Below are 19,219 nucleotides of genomic sequence, written 5' to 3' on the forward strand. Positions count from 1 at the left end.
GCGGGCGACGCGTGCGGCATGTCGTCCGACGCCCGCGAGGTGTCCGTGGTCCGTGGCGCCTCCGCCGGCTCCGGCTCCCGTGGCGCCCGCGCCGCCAGCGGCTGGGCCCCGTAGGTGACGCGGATGACGCCGTCGGCGTGGCGCTCGGTGCGGGCCACCACGCCGAAGACGGTGCGCAGGATCTCGGGGGTGAGCACGTCGAGGACGGGGCCGGCGGCGACGACCGCGCCCTCGTGTAGGACGACCAGTTGGTCGCAGAGGCGCACCGCCAGATCCAGGTCGTGCAGCACGGCCAGGGTGGTGGTGCCGGTGGCCCGGATCAGTTCCAGCACCTCGAAGCGGGCCCGGATGTCGAGGTGGTTGGTGAGCTCGTCCAGCACCAGCAGCCTGGGGTCCTGGGCGAGCGCTCGGGCCAGCAGCACCCGCTGCCGTTCGCCGCCGGAGAGGGAGACGAAGTCCCGGTCGGCCAGCGGCCGGGCGCCGCAGCGGTCCAGGGCCTCCTCCACCACCCGGTGGTCCTCGGCGCCCTCCCTGCCCAGCAGCCCGTGGTGCGGGGTGCGGCCCAGTGCGACGATCTCCCGGACGCGGAGTCCGGTGGGGCTGCCGCCGCCGTCCTGGAGCACCGCCGCCGTGCGTCGGGCGGCGGCCCGCGGTGAGAGGCTCCACACGTCGTCGCCGTCCACCCGCACCACGCCCCGCTCGGGGCGCAGCGAGCGGTAGACGGCGCGCAGCAGCGTGGACTTGCCGCTGCCGTTGGGTCCCACCAGACCGACGATGTCGCCCTTGTTCGCCTCCAGGCTCACGTCACTCAGGATCGGCTGCTTGTCCAGGGTGACATGGAGCTGTTCCACGGTCAGTTTCATACGGAGTCCAGGCTCTTGTTGCGCCGCAGCAGCCAGAGGAAGAAGGGCGCGCCGAACAGCGCGGTCAGGATGCCGAGCGGGAGTTCGTTGGGCCGGGTCAGGGTGCGGGAGAGCAGGTCCACCAGGACCAGGTAGGTCGCGCCGACGACGGCGGCCAGCGGCAGCAGTCTGCGGTGGTCCGCCCCGACGGCGAGTCGCACCAGGTGCGGGATCATCAGGCCGACGAAGCCGATGCCGCCGGCGACCGCGATGACCGTGCCGGTGAGCAGGGAAGCGAGCACCAGCAGCACGGCGCGCAGCCGGTGTACGTCGACGCCGAGGGCGGTCGCCGACTCGTCGCCCGCCAGCAGGGCGTTGAGCCGGCGGCCGAACAGGGCCAGGGCCACGGTCGTGGTGAGGACCACGGTGGTGACGATGGGCAGTTGCTCCCACTTGGCTCCGGCCACGCTGCCCAGCATCCAGAACATCACGGTGCGCAGCTCGGTGGGGGTGGCGCGGAGTTGGAGGTAGCTGGTCGCGGCGAGCAGCAGATAGCCGACCGCCACGCCGGACAGCACCAGCCGGGTGGGGGCCAGCCGCCCCCGCTTCTGGCCGAGCAGGAAGACCAGCACCATGGCGCCGATGGCGCCGAGGAAGGCGGCCGTGGAGACGCCGAGACCGCCCAGCGCGCCGGCGGTGGTGGTGAAGACGATGACCGCCCCGAGCGAGGCGCCGGAGGAGACGCCGAGCACGTACGGGTCGGCCAGCGGGTTGGCGACCACCGCCTGGAGCACCACGCCGGAGACCGCCAACCCCGCGCCGACCAGGGCCGCGAGGACCACACGCGGGGTGCGGAAGTTCCAGACGATCTGGTCCAGGGCGGGGTCGGCCACCCGTCCGTCGCCGCTGAGGTGGTGCCAGATGATGCTCCACACGTCGCGCAGCGGCACGTTGACCGCGCCGATGCTGACGGCGATCACCATCACCGCCGCCAGCGTGACGAGCAGGAGGGCCAGGGTCGGCAGGAGGGGGGCCCGCCGGCCCGGGGAGGTCACTCCTTGAAGGCGTCGGGGTGCAGCATCCGGGCGATCCGGTCGACCGCCAGGTCGTTGCTCGGACCGAGGTAGGCCGAGTCGGACAGCGTCACGTACCGGTTGTTCTTGGCGGCCGGCCACTGGGGGAACTCCTTGAGCAGTTTGCGGGCGTAGGCCGCCGGGTTCTTGTCCTGGTAACCGATGACGACGAGGGCGTCGACGGACTCCGCGGCGACCTTCTCCTTGCTGAGGTCGGCGAAGGTGTTCTCGGTGACGGAGGAGAACGCGTTGGTGCCGCCGGACTTGGCGAGGATGTCGTTCCAGATGCCGTTGGCGGCCACGGCGCTGAAGTCGTTGGTGCCCATCTGCATGTTGGAGAAGACCACCATCACGCGGGGCTGCTTCTCGCCCTTCACCTTGGCGGCCACGGCGTCGATCTTCTTCTTGGACGCGGCGATGAGCTCTTCGGCGCGGTCCTGCTTCTGGAAGATTTTGCCGAGGTCGCGCAGCAGCGTGTAGCTGTCGTCGATGCGCATCCCGGAGGTGTCCTCGTCGCAGCCCTGGGGCGAGATGTAGGTGTTGGCGCCGACGGAGGAGAGGTCGTCGCGGGTGGCGAAGCCGTTCTCGGACTTGAAGCCGTAGGCGGTGGTGGAGACGACCAGGTCGGGGCGGAGGCCCAGCATCGACTCGCGCGGGACGTCGAAGGCGTCGTTGGGCTTGATGTCGCCGGTGGGCAACTTGGCGATCTTCTCGGCCCGGCCCTCGACCTCCGACTGCCCGTACGACTGCTGGTTGGCGACGATGCGGTCGCCGACGCCCAGGGCGAGCAGGGTGGAGACCTCGGCCACGGAGGCGCCGTTCATCACCACGACCCGGCTGGGGGCCTTGGTGTAGGTGGTGGACCGGCCGCAGTTCTCGAGGGTCACCGGGTATCCCTTGCCCCCCGTGCCGCCCGCCTTCGGCTTGTCGTCGTCGGACGACGAGGAACCGCAGGCGACGGCGGTCAGGGAGAGACCTCCGGCCATGACCGCGGCCACGAGTCGTCTGTTCAGCATCGGGGGCTCCTCGGGGAACTGGGACGGACTATGTACCAATAGTCGTGGCACGGTCCGCCCCAGTTCCCCGGGTTCACCCGGGCGGTCAGGACTTTTCGTGCTCACCGCCGTCCGTGGGCGGCTGCGGCAGGATTCCGGCCTTCACACAGTGATCAAGGTAACGGAACACCAGGGTCCGGTCGATCTCCGGGCAGGAGACGCCGGTGCCCGCGAGGCCGCGCAGGACATGGTCCGCGCGCACCCGCCCCAGCCGCAGGTCCACCTCCTCGCTTTCCCCGCTCTCGGTCTGGGCGTCGTCCGAGGAGTCGAAGAAGGCGAGCGTGGTGGCCGCCACGTCGGCGACGCGCGGCAGTTCGGCACGCCACCGGGCCAGCGGCATCGACCGCACCGGGTAGCCGTACTCCCGCACCCAGCCGTAGAGGTCGGCCAGCCGCACCGGCTCTACGGGGGCGTGGTTGAACACCAGGTCACCCGCGCCGTCCGCGGCGCTCGACAGCCGTACGACCGCCCGCGCCACGAAGTCGACCGGGGTCCACACCTCCGCCTCGAACAGCTCGGGCAGGATGCCGGCCGGAATGCCCGCGCGCAGCACGCTCCACAGGAAGTCCCGCTCGTTGACATACCCGGTGCCGGCCGGGCCGACGATCCGGCCCAGGCGGTGCAGGGTGACCGGCAGGCCGCGCTCGGCCGCCTGCTCCAGCAGCCGCTCGGACGCCCACTTGGACTGCTGGTAGCCGTAGATCAGCCCGGGGTGGGGGCCGAAGAACTCCTCGGTCACCTCGGGGGCGTGGCGCAGCGGCGGGGTGGTGGACAGGGTGGAGACCAGGTGCAGCGGCACCGAGCGGGCGGCGGCCATCCGCAGCAGCCACCGGGTGGACTCGGTGTTGGCGCCGCGCAGGCTGGCGTAGTCGCGCATGATGCTGACCGTCGCCGCGTTGTGGTAGATCGCGTCGACGCTCTCGGCGAGTTCGGCGAAGCGCTCGGGCGTCAGGCCCAGGTGCGGCCGGGCGAGGTCGGCGGGCTCCGCCGTGATCCGGTCCGGGTCGGCGGGGAGCGGCAGTTGCTGGTCGGCCAGCGCCCGTCGGACGCGCTCGGCGGCCTCCTCGGGGCCGCTCGCACGCACCGGGCAGACGATCTCGGCCTCGGTGCCGGCGAGGAGTTCGGCCAGCAGGTGGGAGCCGACGAAGCCGGTGGCGCCGGTGAGCAGGATCCGGCGCGGCGCGCCGCCGGCACGGGTCGCGTTCCCGGGCCGGATGTCCTCGTCCAGCACGGCGTCGGCGAGCACCGCCGCCGGCAGTCCGCCCTCGCTGGTCCGCTCCTCGCCCGCCGGCTCCAGGAAGCCGGCCAGTTCGGCCGCGGTCGGGTGCTGGAACAGCCAGGCCACCTTCACCTCGCGGTCCAGCTCGACGCCGAGCCGGTTGGCCACCTGGATCGCCTGGAGGGACTGGGCGCCCAGGTCGAAGACGTCGTCGCTCGGGGCGATGTCCTCGGCGCCCAGGATCTGCGCCCACACGCCCATGATGGTCCGCTCCAGCGGGCTGGCGGCCGCGGCCGCCGGGGCGCTGTCGGCGATGGCCTGGGGCGCGGCGGAGCGGGTTTCGGCCAGCGCCCTGCGGTCGATCTTCCCGGTGCCGGTGCGCGGCAGTCGGTCGGTGAACTCGATGGCGGAGGGGACCACGGCGGCGGGCAGCGCGGCACGCAGGTGTTCCCGGATGGGTTCCGCTTCGGGCTCCGCACCGTCGGCGGGCACGATGTAGGCGGCGAGCCGCCGGCCGCCGTCGGGGAGGATCTGGCCGACGACCGCGGCCTCACGCACCCCGGGGTGGCCGAGCAGAATCGATTCGACCTCTGCCGGGTGCACCCGATGGCCACTGATCTTGAATTCGCCGTCCACTCGGCCGACGAACCGGAGCAGTCCGTCCTCGCCGATCCGCACCAGGTCGCCGGTGCGGTAGGCGCGCGGCCGGTCCGGGAGTCCGTCCAGCGGGGCGAAGCGGGCGTTGTCCGGCTGGCGGGCGCCGCGGTAGCCGAGCGCCAGCGCGTCGCCGACGAGGTGGAGCTCGCCGACGGTGCCGCTGTCGTCGTCGGTGGCGTCGGCCGCCTCGGTGAGGACGGCGCGCAGCCCCGGCAGCGGGGTGCCGATCGGCACGTCGCCCGCGCTCAGCGCGGGGTCCTGGAGCTCGGCGGCGGTGGCGACCACGGTCGCCTCGGTCGGCCCGTAGGTGTTGAACAGCCGCACCGAGGTGCCCACCGACTCCCGCCAGCGGTCGACGCGTTCGGGCAGCGCCGCCTCGCCGCCGATGATGACGGTGTGCACCGCCTCGGGCAGGGTGGCGGCACCGGTGGAGACCGCGTAGGCCAGCTCGTGCCAGTAGGCCGTCGGCAGGTCCAGCATGCTGATCCGCAGCCGCTCGCAGGCCGCGAGGAAGCCGGGTATGGACTCGGTCATCTCCTCGGTGCGGATGACCAGGGTGGCGCCGGTGCACAGGGTCAGGAAGATCTCCTCGACACTGGCATCGAACTGCGGCGGCGCGAACTGGAGCACGCGGTCGCGCGTCTGCGGCCCGTAGCGCAGCCCGGCGGCCGCCGTGAAGTGGGCCAGCGCGCCGTGGCTGATCTCCACGCCCTTGGGCTGCCCGGTGGAGCCGGAGGTGTAGATGACGTACGCGAGCTGCTCCGGCGTGGGCTGCGCCGGCGGGGCGGCGCGGACCGGGGCCTCGCTCGCCGGGACGGCGCCCGCGTCGTCGACCAGCAGCAGCGGCACCTGCGCGGTCGCGCGGAGCCCGGCCGCGTGGGCCTCGTCGGTGAGGACGAGCGCGGCGCCGGCGTCGTCGAGCAGCGCGGCCAGCCGGGTCGCGGGCGTGGCCGGGTCGACCGGCCAGTACGCGGCGCCGGAGAGCAGCACGCCCAGGATGGCGGTGACGGTGTCGACGCCACGGGAGAGCGCGAGCGCCACCAGTGAGCCGGGGCCGATCTCCCGCTCGGCCAGCCGCCCGGCCAGGTGCTGTGCCTCGCCGAGCAGTTGCGCGTAGCTGACCCGGCGGTCCCCGTGCTCGAGGGCGATGGCGTCGCCTCGTCGCACCGCGTGCTCGGTGATGCGGTCCAGCACCGGGCGGGCCGGGCGCGGCAGCGGGCCGCCGTCGAGGGTGGCCAGCACCCGCCCGGTGGTGGCCACGGGCGCCTCGGCGGCGCCGAGCTCGCGGCCGGGGTCGGCGAGGAGGGCGCGCAGCAGCGCGAGCAGCCCCTCCTGGTGGCGGGCCAGCTCGGCCTCGTCGTAGAGCTCCGGGTTGGCGTCGAAGGCGATCCGCAGGGCGCCGTCGGCGCGGTCGTAGACGTTGACCGACAGGTCATCGACGGGACCCGCGGAGACGTTGTGGACGGTGGAGCGGTGTCCGGCGAAGCGCAGGTCGTACTCGAAGGGCATGATGTTCACGCCCGGGCCGGACAGCCGACGCTGCCCGCCGACCAGCTTCAGGTCGCGCCGGATGTGCTCGTAGCGGTAGCGCTGGTGCGGAAGGCCGGCGCGCAGTTCGGCGGAGACCCGCGCCACCAGGTCACCGAGGGTGTCCTGGGGGCCGACCGCGACGCGCAGCGGGAGGACGTTGCGGACGCAGGCGGGGACGCGCAGCGCGACGGAGCCCAGGCGGCCCATGACGGGCAGGCTGAGGACGACCTCGGGGGCGCCGGTGGCGTGGTGCAGATAGCCGACGGTGGTCGCCAGCAGCAGCTCGGACCAGGGCGCGGACAGCTCGCGGGCCCTGGCGCGCAGCGCCTCGGTCTCCTCGGGGCTCAGGTCGGTGACCCGACGCAGGAACTCCCGCGCCGGCAGTCCGGAGCGGTCGGAGAGGCTGACCACCTCGGGCCGGTCGGCGTAGCGCTCGGTCCAGTACGCGCGGTCCTTGGCGAAGCGCGGGGAGTTCTGGTAGGCCAGATCCTCCTCGCGCACCGACGCCAGGGTGCCGAAGCCGCTGTCGCCGACGGGCTCGCCCGCCGCCAGCGCGGTGTAGACCTCGGCCACCCGGCGGGCGACCAGGGACAGGCCGAAGCCGTCGAGCGCGATGTGGTGGACGCGGTGGTACCAGAGGTACTCCTCGGCGCCGGTCCTGAAGAGGGCGTGGCCGAAGAGCGGGTCGCGCTCCAGGTCGACCGGGCGGGCCATGTCGGCCGCCATCCACTCCCGGGCGGCGGTGTGCGGGTCGCCCTGGTCGGTGAGGTCGGCGTGGTGCACCGCCCAGTCGGTGACGGGGGTGGCGACGTAGGAGGGGCGGCCGTCCTCGACGACGAAGCGGATGTTGAGCGCCTCGGACTCGGCGACCGCTCGGCGTATCGCCTCGTCGAAGAGGGCGGTGTCGACCGGGCCGTGGATCAGCACGTACTCAGCCGTGTTGTACGCGGGGCTGTCCAGGTCCAGCTGCTGGCCGCTCCACAGGCCCTCCATGGCGGCCAGCAGCGGCTGGCGCGCCGCCGGCTCCGCGGTCCCCGTGGTCCCCGTGGTCTTCGCGGATGCCGCGGACTGGTCAGGCGTCGGCACGTGCGCCTCCGGACTGACGGTCCGACAGCAGCTGCCACCACTGGGCGAACGAGGTGCGCTCGGCCAGCTCCAGGAAGGTCACCGGCACCCCGGCGTCCCGCCAGCGCTCGGCGAGGGTGACGATGCGCAGCGAGTCCAACCCGGCGAACAGCGGGTTCTCCTCCAGGTCGACCTCCTCGGGGGCCTGGTGCAGGAACTCCGCCAGGTCGGCGCGGAAGGTCTCCAGCGTCAAGGTCTCAGACATGTGGTTCTCTCTTGCTCTCTTCGGATGCGATGCCGGGTGATGCCGGGATCGGCGGACGCGGATGCCGGATCAGTTGACCTTGCGTTCCGAATCGCCCCAGAAGCGGTCGCGCAGCTCCCGGCGCAGGATCTTCCCGCTGGGGTTGCGCGGCACATGGTCGATGAACTCGTACTTGGCGGGCAGCTTGAAGCTGGCGATGCGCTGCGCCAGGAAGCGGTGCAGGTCCCGCGGGCTGGGCCGGTCGCCGGGGGCGGCCACCACGAAGGCGTGCACGGTCTCGCCCCAGCGCTCGTCGGGGCGCCCCACGATCACGGCCTCGGCGACGCCCGGGTGTCGCTCCAGGACGTTCTCGATCTCGGCCGGGTAGACGTTCTCGCCGGCGACGATGATGGCGTCCTTGATGCGGTCGCTGATGAAGACGTAGCCGTCGGCGTCGATGTAGCCGGCGTCGCCGGTGTGGATCCACCCGTCGACCAGGGTCTCCGCGGTCTTGTCGGGCAGGCCCCAGTACTCGACCATGCGGGCCGGGGTGCGCAGGCACACCTCGCCGACCTCGCCGATCGGCAGCTCCTGCCCCTTGTCGTCGATGACCTTGGCGCCGATCCCGGGATACGGGTGGCCGGCGGCCTTCATCCGGGGGCCGCCGGGCACATGGTCGGCCGGGGGCAGACAGACCGCGGTGTTGCCGGTCTCGGTGAGCCCGTAGATCTGCGCGAACTCGCAGCCGAACATGGCGAGGCTCTCTTCGAGCAGCGACTCGGAGATCGGCGACCCGCCGTAGACGATCTTGCGGAGGGTGGTGAAGTCCTCCGGGGTGACGCCCGGTTCACCCAGCAGCAGCCGGAGCATGGCGGGCACCACGCAGGCGGTGGTGATCCCGAGCTCACGGATGAGCCGCACCGCCTCACCGGCGGCGAAGGCCGGCATCGAGACCACGGTCACGCCCGCGTTGAAGTTCTGGGTGGCCCACCACAGTCCGCCGACGTGGAAGCCCGGGATGCCGATGAGGGCGACGTCGCCCTCGCGCCAGTCGATCCAGTCGAGGTTCTCGCCGGCCAGCGCGTCGCGGATGGCGAAGCAGCTGCGGTGGGCGAGCACCACGCCCTTGGGCAGGCCGGTGGTGCCGGAGGTGTAGAGCTGGGCGAGCGGGGTGTCCGGCGTGACGCGGACCGCCGGGTCGGTGTCGGGCTGGGTCGCCTTCCAGGCCGGGAAGGAGTCCGGTTCGGCCTCGGTCGCGCCCAGCCGCACCACGGTGCGCGGCGCGGCGGAGCCCAACTGCTCCAGGACCGGGGCGAAGCTCTCCTCCAGGAAGAGCAGTTCGCTGCCGGAGTCCTGGAGGATGTGGCTCACCTCGGGGGCGGTCAGCCGCCAGTTGATGGGCACCAGGACGGTCTCGCTCTTGGCGCAGCCGAAGAGGATCTCGTAGTAGTGCTCGGACTCCTTGCCGAGGTACGCCACGCGCGCGCCCGGCTTCAGCCCGGCCGCACGCAGGGCGTGGGCGATGCGGTTGCTCTCCTGGTGCAGCTGCGCATAGCTGAGGGAGCGCCCCTCGCAGCGCACCGCCGCGGTCTGCGGCTGGCGCTCGGCGTGGAAACGCACGGTCTCGTCGAGGGTCTGCAGGTGGGGGAAGTACAGCCTGGTGTCGCGGGCTTGCGTCCCGGTGGAATCGGCCATGTCCGTCTCCGCGTCGGCTCCCCGGGCGGACGCCGCGAGGGCGCCCGCCCGGGAAAGGGATTTGCTATGTGATGTTGACGAAGGCGAGCGTCGCCTCGCCGTCGCACCGCCCGCCGTCGGCGTCCCGGTACCGATAGGACGTCTCAGCGACGAGGAAGGGTTTCCGGCCGCCGGGCGCCCGCCGGGTCACGGAGACGAATTCCATCTCTCCGGAGAACGAGCGGGGATTGATGGGGGTCCGGAAGTTGCTGTTGAACCGGGCGATGAGGATGTCGGGAAGCTGATGCCTCCAGTAGTCCTCCATCGTCCAGGACTTGAACTCCGCCAGCAGTCCCTGCTCGACCGACTTGGCGACCAGGTAGTACATCATCTGGTTGTAACAGATGTTGACTTCGACCGCGTTGAGATGCCCAGTGTCGTCGATGTAGCACGACTCGGGTATCGCGAACTCGGCACTCGCGGAGGCACGGCCGGACGTGAGCGAGACATCGGCCGACAGCAGGTACTTGCAGTGGTCCTTGTAGGGCCGCAGCACCTGTGCCAGCAGAGCGGGGTCCGACGGATGGACCTCCGCCGGAGCCAGCTCGGTCTGTGCCGTCATCAGGAAGCGGCCTTCTCGTACAGCTTCTTGGAGTCGTGCACGGTGACGCGGTGCGAGACCGTCGGCTCGGGGGCGCTGGTGTGCAGCGCGCGGTGGATGAGGCTGCGGTTGTCCCAGACGAGCATGTCGCCCTGCTCGAAGGTCTGGAGGTGGATGTTCTCGTGGGTGAAGGTGTCGTCGAGCTGACCGCTGGCCTCGAAGAGCCGGTTGAGCAGGTCGTTCTCGAAGGTCTTGCCCTTCTCGTCCTCGATGCTCATGGTGAAGCCCTCGGCGAGGTAGAGGATGGTCTCACCGGTCATCGGGTGGATGAAGGTGGTCGGGTGCAGCGCCGGCGGGGTCTTGGTCTCGACCTCCTCGATGATCTCGGAGATCGGGCGGTACACGTCCGACGGGCGGATCTTGAAGTACTTGCGCACGGAGTGCTGGCAGTTGGTGCCGCGGATCTCGTTCTTGAGGTCCTCGGGCAGCCGCTCGTACGCCTGGCCCATGTCGATGAAGTACGTGCCGCGGTTCTTGGTCGGAATCACCTGCGGGTAGATCAGGGTGATGCCGAACGGGTCGGGCATGAACATGTAGTCGGCGTGCCAGAACTTGCCGGTCTTGGGCACGCCGACCTGCTTGCCGTCCTCGAGGACGTTGGAGGAGACGAAGACCTCGGGCACCTCGGGGTGCTGGTACATCGGCTCGTAGTACGTGACCGGGGTGCCGAGTCGCTTGCCGAGCTCCAGGAACTGCTGCGGCGACAGGTCCTGGTTCTTCAGGACGGCGATCTTCTTGGTGTAGATGGTCTGCTTCAGGGTCTCGATGTCCGCCTCGCTGGCGGTGGCGTAGTCGAAGCCCTCGACGGTCGCGCCGAGCTTCTTGCCTTCCTGCGGCTTGATTTCCATGACTCTGGTGTGCCTTCCGTGATGCGAGGTGCGGACCGGCATGTGGCGCCGGTCGACAGGGGGGATGGGCCGGCGGTGGCCGGTCGGTTACTGGGCGAGCTTCTGGTCGATGAGCTCGGCGGTGGCGCCGAGCGTGAGGTCCTCGTGGAGCTCGTTGTCCTCCACGGTGACGCCGAGGTTGCGCTCCACCCGCAGGCTGATCTCGACCATGGTCAGGGAGTCGACATCCAGCTCGGCATAGGTGGCCTCGGGGTTGATCCGGTCGGCCGGCGCGTCGTGCAGCGTCGTCAGGATCGAGACCAGCTGGTCGTAGGTGGTCGTGGTCATGCGGGTGTTCCTCCGTTGTCGTGCGAGGGGCGTACCGGTGGCAGGGAGGGCCAGCGCAGGAGACAGGCGCCCCAGGTCAGGCCGCCCCCGAATGCGGTGAGAAGAATGCGGTCGCCGTCCTTGACGGTGCCGTCGCCGACGGCGTCGACCAGGGCGAGCGGGATGGACGCGGCTCCGGTGTTGCCCACGGAACCGATGTTGGAGACGCAGCGCTCCTTGGGGAGCCCGAGCTCCTCCGCCACCGTGTGCAGGATGCGGATGTTGGCCTGGTGGGGGACCAGGTGGTCCACCTCCTCGGCCTTCCAGCCGCCGAGTTCCAGCGCGGCGCGGGCCGAGGCCGACATCCGGTGCACGGCGTGCCGGTAGACCTCCTTGCCGCGCATGGCGAAGTGCTCGTCCTGGCGGCTGACGTCGCCCGGGGTCTTCCGCTGCCGGGAGCCGCCCGCGGCCACCATGATCAGCTCTTCGCCGCTGCCGTCGCTGCCGAGGTCGAAGTGGCCGACCGCGCCCGGCTCGTCGGCGTGGCCGGCGCGCAGCACCACGGCGCCCGCGCCGTCGCCGAAGATGATGGCGTTGGTCCGGTCCTCCATGTCGAGGATGGCGGAGTAGGTGTCGGCGCCGATCAGCAGCACCCGTTCGGCGACGCCGGTGGCGATCAGGCCGGCCGCCGAGGCCAGGCCGTAGACGAAGCCGGTGCACACGGCGCTCACATCGAACGCCGCCACCCCCTCCAGGCCGAGCTTGGTGGCGACCAGCGGCGCGGTGGCCGGGCAGGAGCGGTCGGGCGTGGTCGTGGTGACGATCACCGCGTCCACGGTGTCGACGCCGGCCGACTCCAGGGCCCGCCGGCCCGCCTCCGCCGCGAGGTCGGAGGTGGCCTGGCCGGGGTCGGCGAAGTGCCGCCGGCCGATGCCGGTCCGCTTGCGGATCCACTCGTCGCTGGTGTCCATGAACCGGGACAGCTCGTCGTTGGTGACGACGCGGGGCGGAACGTAACCGCCCAGTCCGCAGACGACGGCGGCGCGGTCCCGGCGGGCGGCGGCGGTCGGGTCGCTCGGTCCCGGTGCGGGGGGTGTCGAGGTGCGCATGACCTTCTCCTCGGTTGGCATGACGTGGGGGCGGCGGGAGGCGGGAGGGGCCCGGAGCGCGGGCGGGGCTAGTCGCCCTGCTTGCCCGGGATCTTCCGCAGGGCGAGGACCATGAGGACTCCGAGACAGATCCCGGCCGCGATCACATACACGGCGGTGCGGATACCGTCGAGTTGGGCATGGCGCAGCGCCTCGCCGGCGTGGCCGGACAGCCCGGAGTTGGCGACTGCCACCAGGATGGCCAGGCCCACCGCTCCCCCGACCTGAAGCGTGGTGGAGGCGAGCCCCGAGGCGACGCCCTGGTCGCCGGGGGCGACCCCGGAGGCGGCGACGATCCACATCCCGGTCCAGGTGGCGCCCTGACCGAGGCTGAGCAGCACGATGCCGGGCAGCAGCCGAGGGTAGGAGCCGTGGTCGGTGAGGGCGATCGCGAGGGCCACGCCGCCGACCAGACCCAGGGTCATTCCGCTGAGCAGGGTGGTGCGGACTCCCAGCTTCGCCACCGCGCGCTCTCCCAGCTGGGTGCCGGCCGCGACCATCACGGCGGGCACCAGGAAGGCGAGCCCGGTCTGCAGGGCGCTGTAGCCGTGCACCGTCTGGAAGTAGAGGGTCAGGAAGTACGGGAGCGAGCTGAAGGTGGCGCTGAAGACGGCGGTCAGCGCCATCGCCGACAACAGCCCCCGGTTGGCGAACAGACGCCCCGGGGTGAGCGGGTCCGCGCTGCGCCGCTCGACGACGGCGAAGAGGCCCAGGGAGACCGCCGAGGCCACCGCGCACAGCACCACCTCCCGGCTGCCCCAGCCCGCCTCCGGTCCGTGGACCAGGACGAAGACCAGCAGGGTGACTCCGGTGGTCGCGGTCACCGCGCCGGCGATGTCGAACCGCCGCTCCCGCGACCAGGGGGCGTCGGCCGGGAACAGCAGCCAGCCGGCCAGTGCGATCGCCCCGCCCAGCGGCACGTTGACGATGAAGACCGAGGGCCAGCCGAAGGCCTCCACGAGCACCCCGCCCAGCAGGGAGCCGAAGCACAGGCCGCCGGCTCCGGCCGCGCCCCAGATGGCCAACGCCCGGTTTCGGCGCGGGCCCTCCTCGTAGATGGTGTTGATCAGGGAGAGCGTGGCGGGGAAGAGCAGCGCGCCGCCGATCCCCTGGATGGCGCGCACCGCGACCAGTACGCCGCCGGATCCGGACACCCCGCCGACCAGCGACGAGGTGGCGTAGAGCAGGGCGGCCAGGACGAACATCCGGCGGCGGCCCAGCAGATCCGTGACCCGGCCGCCCAACAGCAGGAATCCGCCGGTCGCCACCACATAGGCGCTGACGACCCACTGCAGGTCCTGGTCGGAGAAGCCGAGCTCGGTGCCGATGCTGGGCAGGGCGACGTAGACGATGTTGAAGTCGAGCGAGATGACCAGCTGCGCCGTGGCCAGAACCAGCAGCGGCAGCATCTGCCGTTGCCGCGACGGCGCCATGGGCGGGCTTATAGCGGACATCAGTGGACGGTCTCCCCCGAGGTATTGCCGAGAACGGGCCGACTCCGGACGGCCCACCGTGCGCATCGCGCGAATCGAGCATATGTACCAGAGGGCGGCCGCCCCGGATCGTGCTCCCAATCTATGTTCGAAGACAACAGCTCTCGTTGATTTTTGGACTGTCCTAGGAGTCGACTTGCCAGCCGACGGACGCGACTCGCTCATGGCTTCCGGACAGGGGTGGATTCGGCCATGCGGAACTAAGCATTCCGCGCCAACGAGCCCGGATCTCCGCCGAGTTGCTCGAAGGATCCCGGCCGAATACGGGAGAAGCCTGTTCCACGCACAAAACCTTGTTCGACTGGTCGGATTCTACGCTCGTCCAGGCGAACGTTTTTCGCCACCCCCTACACTGACAAGCGCGCGCGAGTGGCCCAAACCGAGTCACGGGTGGCCGGAAAATCACTAGTTGAAGCTATGACCTTATTAGTCGGATGACATTGCCGTTTGGTTCCCGGCGCTACGAAAGTTCTTCGGAACGACTCAACGGCGGTCCCTCCGCCGGAGTCGGCCCTACGGTGAGCCCACCGTCTTGGGAGGGCATCCGATGGATTCGGCGTCCACTGACCGACCCGCCGGGGCCGCGCGGCGATGGCGACCCGCGGCCTCGGCCGCACGCCCGACACTGGTGCCGGTGGGCGCCGGCGTCCTGTCGCTCGTCTTGCTGAGCGGCTACACGGCGACCGGGGCGGCCGGCGAGCCACCGGCACGGATCGAGGTCGTCGACGCGCGCGTCGACTGGCCCGGACACCGTGAGGCTACCGCCGCCTTCTTCGACATACGCAACACGGGAGGCTCCGATGACACCCTGGAGTCCGTGGACTCCCCCGCGCTGGGCATCACGGTCCTCGGCCGCCGGAGCGGGTCGGGCCGGGACGCCCGGATGCGCCCGACCGGGCCGGTGGAGGTCCCCGCCCAGGGTCGGCTCCGGATGACCCGCGACACCCTGGACGTCATGATCCTCGACCCGCCCGCCCTGAAACCAGGCCAACGCGTCCCGTTCACCCTGTGGTTCCGGGACAGCGGGCCGATCCGGGTCACCGCGGTGACGGCCGGCCCGGGGCGGACCGGGCCCTGAACGCACGGCGGCCGCCGGCTCCCAGGGGAACCGGCGGCCGGTCGGTGGTGCGCTCCGGTCAGCTCTCGCCCATCAGCTTCCGGACCTCGGTGATCAGCGCGACCAGCGCCTTCCGCTCAGGGACCGTGGTGTCGGGGTGCCACAGGTCCATGAGCAGGGCGGTGCGCGGACGGGAGCCGGAGTTCCACGCCTCGTGCTCGAAGGAGTAGTCGAAGAGCAGGCACTTGCCCTCCTCCCAGGTGCGCGTCTCCCCCGCGACGGTGATCCCGCAGTCCTCCGGGATGTCCACCGCGAGGTGGAGGTTGATGCTGAAGTTCCACAGATCGCAGTGCGGGGCGATCCGGGCGCCCGGCAGCAGCGTCGAGAAGTGGCTCTCCAGCAGCGGGCACAGCTTCTCGGTGTCGACCGCGTACTCCTTCAGCACCTTGTACGCCGTCGGGGCCGTCGGCTGCGACGCCTCCACCAGGGCGCCCTTGCGGAACAGATAGAGCGCCTGCCAGTTCTGCTGCCGCGTCAGATAGTGCTCGTAGTCGGAGAACTCGCCTCGCTGCTCCGCCCAGGCCGTCTCCATCTCCTGCTTGATCGCGGCGTGGTTCGCCTCGAAGGCCCGGATGATCGGCTCCAGTTCCGGGTGGCCGTACGGGTCGTGCCAGGGCTGCTGGGATATCCCCGGCATGATCCACTTGGCGCCCTTCTGCAGCGGGTGCCGCTCGTTCTTCGGCTGCAGCATCCGCTCGACCCGCTCGATCGAGTCGGCGCCGTACTCCTCCTTGACCAGGGCGAAGGCGTTGTCGATCTCTGGCGTCATGTCAGTCTCCTGCCTGTTCACATGAATTCACAGCGTGCTGAGTATGTACCGGGCACCGATCGCCCGGCGGGCGGAGGGCCGCTCAGGCGGCCATCGCCAGCGGGTCCTCGCCGCGCTCCGCGGAGCGCAACAGGGTCGTCAGGTCCTCGCGGGCACGGGCCACGCGGGACCGCACCGTGCCGATCGGGCACCCCGCGGCGGACGCCGCCTCCGCGTAGGGCAGGCCGAGCAGCTGGGTGAGGACGAACGCCTCCCGGCGCGGGCTCTGCAGCGCGTCCAGCAGTTCCAGCAGGGCCACCCCCTCCTCGAAGCCGGGCAGCCCCGCCGGCTGCGTCCCCTCGGCGGCGGTCTGCCAGTCCGCGACGTCGGCGACCCGCGGGCGGGCCGCCGCCGAACGGTAGCGGTCCACGACCACCCGGCGGGCGATCGAGAGCAGCCAGGTGCGCGCGCTGGAGCGCCCGGCGAACCCCGGCAGGCTCTTCAGCGCCCGCAGGAAGGTCTCCTGAGTCAGGTCGTCGGCGCCGTTCACATCGCCGACGAGTCGGGTGACGAACCGCCAGACATCATCGTAGGTGGCGCGCACGAGGCGCTCCACGGCGAAGGGGCTGCCGTCCCGGGCGGCCAGCGCCCAGGCGGTCACCTCGTCGTCGTAGGGAGAGTCCGCCGGTACGGAGGGGACCGTATACGGGGCATCAAGCATGACAAATCGTCCTTCGGTGCCGCGGGTCGGCGTCAGCGGGCACGACCCGGCTGGGGAAGGTGGGTGCTCCGCGAGGCCCCCTGCCCGCGCCGGGCAGGCAGGACGAAGTCGGCCGCGAAGTCAGCCACGCAACGAACACCCGGCGCGCGCGGACCGCCGGTGACGGCGGCAGGCGGATACGCCGGTACTCCGCGCGTCGACGGCGCCGCGCGGTGCGGCACGGGTCAGGTCGACGGGCGGTTCAGCAGAAGGCGACGAAGGCGGGCGGTCCCCGACGGGAGAGGGCGTGCTGCAGGAGCGCCCCGCGCAGTCGACGCACCGGGCGCGCCCCCATGGCGAAGGCGCGGAAGCGACGGCTGGGCGCCCCGGCCACCGCCAGCAGGACGAGGCGAAGGGGGACGAAGACGGCCGCGAACAGACAGCGGCCGAGCCGGAAGGCCGCGGCCTCGCCGCGCCACAGCCACAGTCCGCACACCAGCGCGGCCAGGGCGTGGAGCAGCAGCATGCCGACGGCGCAGTGGCACTGGCACAGCGCCGAGATGCCGAAGGCGTCCGATGGAATGCCGGTGGTGGCGTGGCCGTGGTGCGCGCCGTGCGCAGCCTGGCCGTGCGTCGCCTGGGCGGCCTGGAGGTGGTGGTGGGCCTGGGCTGGGACCGGAGCGCCGGTCTCCTCCTCCGGCTGGAGCAGTCGGAAGAGGAAGTGCAGCCCCATCTGGGCGGCCACCGTGGCACCCGTCACCATGAGCGCGCCGCGCTCGCGGCCGGCCAGCCACCAGGCGGCGACAACCGTGACGAGGAAAGCGCTTGCCAACGAGAACCAGGACACGGAGGCGCCGGAGGCGAGGACATGGCCCAGGGCGGCGGTCAGCGTGCACACGGCCGCGAAGATCGCGGCACGCATGGCGCGGAGCGCCGTCCTCATGGTCATGGCACCATCGTGCCAGCCTCGCTCTTGAGAGGGGAGACCCGGCCATTGTTCGTGCCGGCACGGCGCTCTTTGGGCCAACAGGGCATAGAGAAGGCACAGATTGGGTAGCCTGAAATTTTTCTGTCGGGACGCCATCGAGGCACCATCGCGGCACCCCGTCACTTCCGTGACGCTGGCCACATCACCGACCACCGGATTCCCGGCGACTCAGGCACCCCACCCGTCATGGGACAAAAGTGTCCCGAATGGAAGTTGCCGACGGTACGTGCTTGGACCAGCTTTCCCATCCAGCGGGGAAACGCAGCCGGCCCCGGCTTGTCGCGCGACGACGGCTCGGCTGCACGGCGACGTAGGAGGAGCGGCCTTGATAAGGATCCTCTTGTGCGGACACAACCTGCTGATCCGCAGCGGTCTGCGAAAGATTCTGGAAGACGAGCCGGACATCACGGTCATCGCCGAGGTGGACGGCGCGGCCGAGGCCGTGGAGGTCGCCCAGCGGCTCGGTCCCGACGTCGTCTTCGCCGAACTCGACCCGCCGCACGTCGACGGCCTCCAGCTGGCCCGGCTGCTGACCCGCGCCACCACGGCGGACCCGGTCGGGGTCGTCTTCATCGCGCAGACCTTCGACTCCGCCCAGGCGCTGCGCGGTCTGTTGGCCGGTGCCCGCGCGTTTTTGGCCAAGAGCGATCCGCCCTGGCAGCTGGTGGCCGCGGCCCGCACGGTCGCGGCCGGCTACGCCGTACTGCCGCCGGGCGTGGTGGCCAGCCTGGAACCGTGGGCGATCCTGTGCACGGTGGACGCGCCCACCAGGTCGGACCGGTTCGGCGACCTGACGGCCCGTGAGTTCGAGGTGCTGCGGCTGATGGCCGCCGGGCTGTCCAACGGGGAGATCGCCCGCTGTCTCTCGCTCGGCGAGGCCACCGTGAAGTCCCATGTCTCCCGGCTGCTGGCCAAACTGGGTCTGCGCAACCGCTCTCAGGCGGTGGCCAAGGCCTACGGCGCCGGGCTGATCAGCGTGCCGCCACGAGCCGCGCGGTGACCGGCGCCGGGTCGCCGCCCCGCCCCGCGCCTTCGGGGCACGGCGCCGGGTCGACCGGCGCCCGGTGGGTCAGCGCGGTCCGGCCGTCAGGACGAAGCGGGTCTCCACTCCCGCCAGTCGGGTAAGGGCGCCGGGCAGTCCGAGGTCGAGCAGCGCGGTGAAGCCGGCCACCGTGCCGCCCGCCCGGCGGACCAGTGCCGTCGCGGCCGCCGCCGTCCGGCCGGTGGCGAACACGTCGTCGACGACGAGCACCTGCCGCCCCCGGCTGAGGACGTCGCCGCGGATCTCCAACCGAGTCCCGCCGGGCCCCGGTTCCCCGTCCTCGACCAGCGTCGCTCCCGGGAGCTTGCCCGCCCAGCGGATCGGGACGAAGCCGGCGCCGAGCCGGTCCGCCAGCGGGGCGCCGAGGATGAAGCCACGCGCCTCGATGCCCACCACCACGTCGACCATCCCCCAGTAGGGGTCCGCCATGGTCTCGACGAGCGTCCCGAAGAGAGCTGCGTCGGCGAGCAGCGGGGTGATGTCCCGCACGACGACACCGGCGCGCCGTCGGTCGGCGACCTCCCGGATCTTCCCGCGCAGTCTCGCCGTGACATCCATGCCGACGCCGTCCATGGTGTCGTCCCCCCGGAAGTGGTGTGGTTCCCCGAGCCACAGCGGGTGGCGGGCGTGTGAGCCGGTGCCGCGGGTGCCGATCGGCGGCCGTGGAGCCGCGCGTCGATATCGGCGTGCCGACCGCTGAGGCGTTCTCGCGATTGTGCCGAAGCGGTTCGCCGCGCACCATCCCTCTGGCAGCTGATTTCCATCGTCCGCCCCCGGAGGGCAGTGGGCCGCCGCTCCGTCGGAAGGAT

16 protein-coding genes and 1 pseudogene are annotated in these 19,219 nt (G+C 71.6%); 2 read left to right on the forward strand and 15 right to left on the reverse strand.

Translation table 11 applies throughout. From position 1 onward, the window contains the following. Nucleotides 1-80 precede the first annotated feature (80 nt). From CD790_RS15760 to CD790_RS15810, 11 genes and pseudogenes are all read right to left on the reverse strand, one after another. Nucleotides 81-863: pseudogene (locus tag CD790_RS15760) on the reverse strand (ABC transporter ATP-binding protein); the annotation flags it as partial. Beyond that, nucleotides 860-1,825: an iron ABC transporter permease gene (locus CD790_RS15765; protein ID WP_144384099.1), complete on the reverse strand. Its 966-nt coding sequence runs from the start codon at nt 1,823-1,825 to the stop codon at nt 860-862. The gene CD790_RS15765 and the pseudogene CD790_RS15760, both read right to left, overlap by 4 nt. A gap of 68 nt (nt 1,826-1,893) precedes the next feature. Beyond that, complete coding sequence (locus CD790_RS15770; protein WP_144383863.1) at nt 1,894-2,931, reverse strand: ABC transporter substrate-binding protein; 1,038 nt, start codon at nt 2,929-2,931, stop codon at nt 1,894-1,896. An 85-nt stretch (nt 2,932-3,016) separates the two neighbouring features. After that, complete coding sequence (locus CD790_RS15775; RefSeq protein ID WP_313956513.1) at nt 3,017-7,462, reverse strand: amino acid adenylation domain-containing protein; 4,446 nt, start codon at nt 7,460-7,462, stop codon at nt 3,017-3,019. Next, nucleotides 7,449-7,706 carry a phosphopantetheine-binding protein gene (locus CD790_RS15780; protein WP_144383864.1) on the reverse strand — a complete coding sequence of 86 codons (258 nt, stop codon included), beginning with the start codon at nt 7,704-7,706 and terminating at the stop codon, nt 7,449-7,451. The genes CD790_RS15775 and CD790_RS15780 overlap by 14 nt, the downstream gene beginning before the upstream one ends. Nucleotides 7,707-7,775: 69 nt before the next feature. Next, complete coding sequence (locus CD790_RS15785) at nt 7,776-9,380, reverse strand: fatty acid--CoA ligase (protein WP_144383865.1); 1,605 nt, start codon at nt 9,378-9,380, stop codon at nt 7,776-7,778. Between the two features lie 64 nt (nt 9,381-9,444). After that, on the reverse strand, nt 9,445-9,981 hold the full coding sequence (locus CD790_RS15790; RefSeq protein WP_144383866.1) for an FcoT family thioesterase: 537 nt from the start codon (nt 9,979-9,981) through the stop codon (nt 9,445-9,447). Continuing rightward, nucleotides 9,981-10,868 (reverse strand): TauD/TfdA family dioxygenase, encoded by an 888-nt coding sequence (locus CD790_RS15795; protein WP_144383867.1) that lies wholly within the window; start codon nt 10,866-10,868, stop codon nt 9,981-9,983. The genes CD790_RS15790 and CD790_RS15795 overlap by 1 nt, the downstream gene beginning before the upstream one ends. Nucleotides 10,869-10,955: 87 nt before the next feature. Next, nucleotides 10,956-11,195, reverse strand: a complete 240-nt coding sequence (locus CD790_RS15800; protein ID WP_144383868.1) for an acyl carrier protein — start codon at nt 11,193-11,195, stop codon at nt 10,956-10,958. Then, nucleotides 11,192-12,283 carry a beta-ketoacyl-ACP synthase III gene (locus tag CD790_RS15805; RefSeq protein ID WP_144383869.1) on the reverse strand — a complete coding sequence of 364 codons (1,092 nt, stop codon included), beginning with the start codon at nt 12,281-12,283 and terminating at the stop codon, nt 11,192-11,194. The genes CD790_RS15800 and CD790_RS15805 overlap by 4 nt, the downstream gene beginning before the upstream one ends. A gap of 68 nt (nt 12,284-12,351) precedes the next feature. Next, nucleotides 12,352-13,776 carry an MFS transporter gene (locus tag CD790_RS15810; protein ID WP_144383870.1) on the reverse strand — a complete coding sequence of 475 codons (1,425 nt, stop codon included), beginning with the start codon at nt 13,774-13,776 and terminating at the stop codon, nt 12,352-12,354. A 673-nt stretch (nt 13,777-14,449) separates the two neighbouring features. On the opposite strand from CD790_RS15810, the gene CD790_RS15815 reads away from it, so the two are divergent. After that, nucleotides 14,450-14,893: a copper chaperone PCu(A)C gene (locus CD790_RS15815; RefSeq protein ID WP_260867610.1), complete on the forward strand. Its 444-nt coding sequence runs from the start codon at nt 14,450-14,452 to the stop codon at nt 14,891-14,893. A 58-nt stretch (nt 14,894-14,951) separates the two neighbouring features. On the opposite strand, the gene CD790_RS15820 is transcribed toward CD790_RS15815, so the two are convergent. The 3 genes from CD790_RS15820 to CD790_RS15830 all read right to left on the reverse strand — a co-directional run bounded on the left by CD790_RS15820 (nt 14,952) and on the right by CD790_RS15830 (nt 17,329). Continuing rightward, a complete protein-coding gene (locus tag CD790_RS15820) occupies nt 14,952-15,701 on the reverse strand; it encodes an aspartyl/asparaginyl beta-hydroxylase domain-containing protein (RefSeq protein WP_144383872.1) in 750 nt (249 codons plus the stop codon). Between the two features lie 82 nt (nt 15,702-15,783). Continuing rightward, nucleotides 15,784-16,401: a sigma-70 family RNA polymerase sigma factor gene (locus CD790_RS15825; protein ID WP_144383873.1), complete on the reverse strand. Its 618-nt coding sequence runs from the start codon at nt 16,399-16,401 to the stop codon at nt 15,784-15,786. 241 nt (nt 16,402-16,642) lie between these two features. Beyond that, complete coding sequence (locus CD790_RS15830; RefSeq protein WP_144383874.1) at nt 16,643-17,329, reverse strand: hypothetical protein; 687 nt, start codon at nt 17,327-17,329, stop codon at nt 16,643-16,645. Between the two features lie 379 nt (nt 17,330-17,708). Between CD790_RS15830 and CD790_RS15835 the strand changes: the two genes are divergently transcribed. Further along, the gene (locus tag CD790_RS15835; RefSeq protein ID WP_260867611.1) at nt 17,709-18,368 is read left to right on the forward strand and encodes a response regulator transcription factor; all 660 of its coding nucleotides are present in this window, start codon (nt 17,709-17,711) and stop codon (nt 18,366-18,368) included. 69 nt (nt 18,369-18,437) lie between these two features. Here CD790_RS15835 and CD790_RS15840 read toward each other — a convergent pair whose 3' ends face one another. Beyond that, a complete protein-coding gene (locus tag CD790_RS15840) occupies nt 18,438-18,968 on the reverse strand; it encodes an adenine phosphoribosyltransferase (RefSeq protein ID WP_186319041.1) in 531 nt (176 codons plus the stop codon). Between the last annotated feature and the right edge of the window lie 251 nt (nt 18,969-19,219).

The organism is Streptomyces sp. SAJ15 (assembly GCF_007595705.1).
In the GTDB taxonomy this organism is placed as follows: domain Bacteria; phylum Actinomycetota; class Actinomycetes; order Streptomycetales; family Streptomycetaceae; genus Streptomyces.

Coding starts and splice junctions, on each gene's coding strand:
- CD790_RS15765 (WP_144384099.1), bottom strand. CDS start 1,825: ATGGTGATCGCCGTCAGCATCGGCGCGGTCAACGTGCCGCTGCGCGAC.
- CD790_RS15770 (WP_144383863.1), bottom strand. CDS start 2,931: ATGCTGAACAGACGACTCGTGGCCGCGGTCATGGCCGGAGGTCTCTCC.
- CD790_RS15780 (WP_144383864.1), bottom strand. CDS start 7,706: ATGTCTGAGACCTTGACGCTGGAGACCTTCCGCGCCGACCTGGCGGAG.
- CD790_RS15785 (WP_144383865.1), bottom strand. CDS start 9,380: ATGGCCGATTCCACCGGGACGCAAGCCCGCGACACCAGGCTGTACTTC.
- CD790_RS15790 (WP_144383866.1), bottom strand. CDS start 9,981: ATGACGGCACAGACCGAGCTGGCTCCGGCGGAGGTCCATCCGTCGGAC.
- CD790_RS15795 (WP_144383867.1), bottom strand. CDS start 10,868: ATGGAAATCAAGCCGCAGGAAGGCAAGAAGCTCGGCGCGACCGTCGAG.
- CD790_RS15800 (WP_144383868.1), bottom strand. CDS start 11,195: ATGACCACGACCACCTACGACCAGCTGGTCTCGATCCTGACGACGCTG.
- CD790_RS15805 (WP_144383869.1), bottom strand. CDS start 12,283: ATGCGCACCTCGACACCCCCCGCACCGGGACCGAGCGACCCGACCGCC.
- CD790_RS15810 (WP_144383870.1), bottom strand. CDS start 13,776: ATGTCCGCTATAAGCCCGCCCATGGCGCCGTCGCGGCAACGGCAGATG.
- CD790_RS15820 (WP_144383872.1), bottom strand. CDS start 15,701: ATGACGCCAGAGATCGACAACGCCTTCGCCCTGGTCAAGGAGGAGTAC.
- CD790_RS15825 (WP_144383873.1), bottom strand. CDS start 16,401: ATGCTTGATGCCCCGTATACGGTCCCCTCCGTACCGGCGGACTCTCCC.
- CD790_RS15830 (WP_144383874.1), bottom strand. CDS start 17,329: ATGACCATGAGGACGGCGCTCCGCGCCATGCGTGCCGCGATCTTCGCG.
- CD790_RS15840 (WP_186319041.1), bottom strand. CDS start 18,968: ATGGATGTCACGGCGAGACTGCGCGGGAAGATCCGGGAGGTCGCCGAC.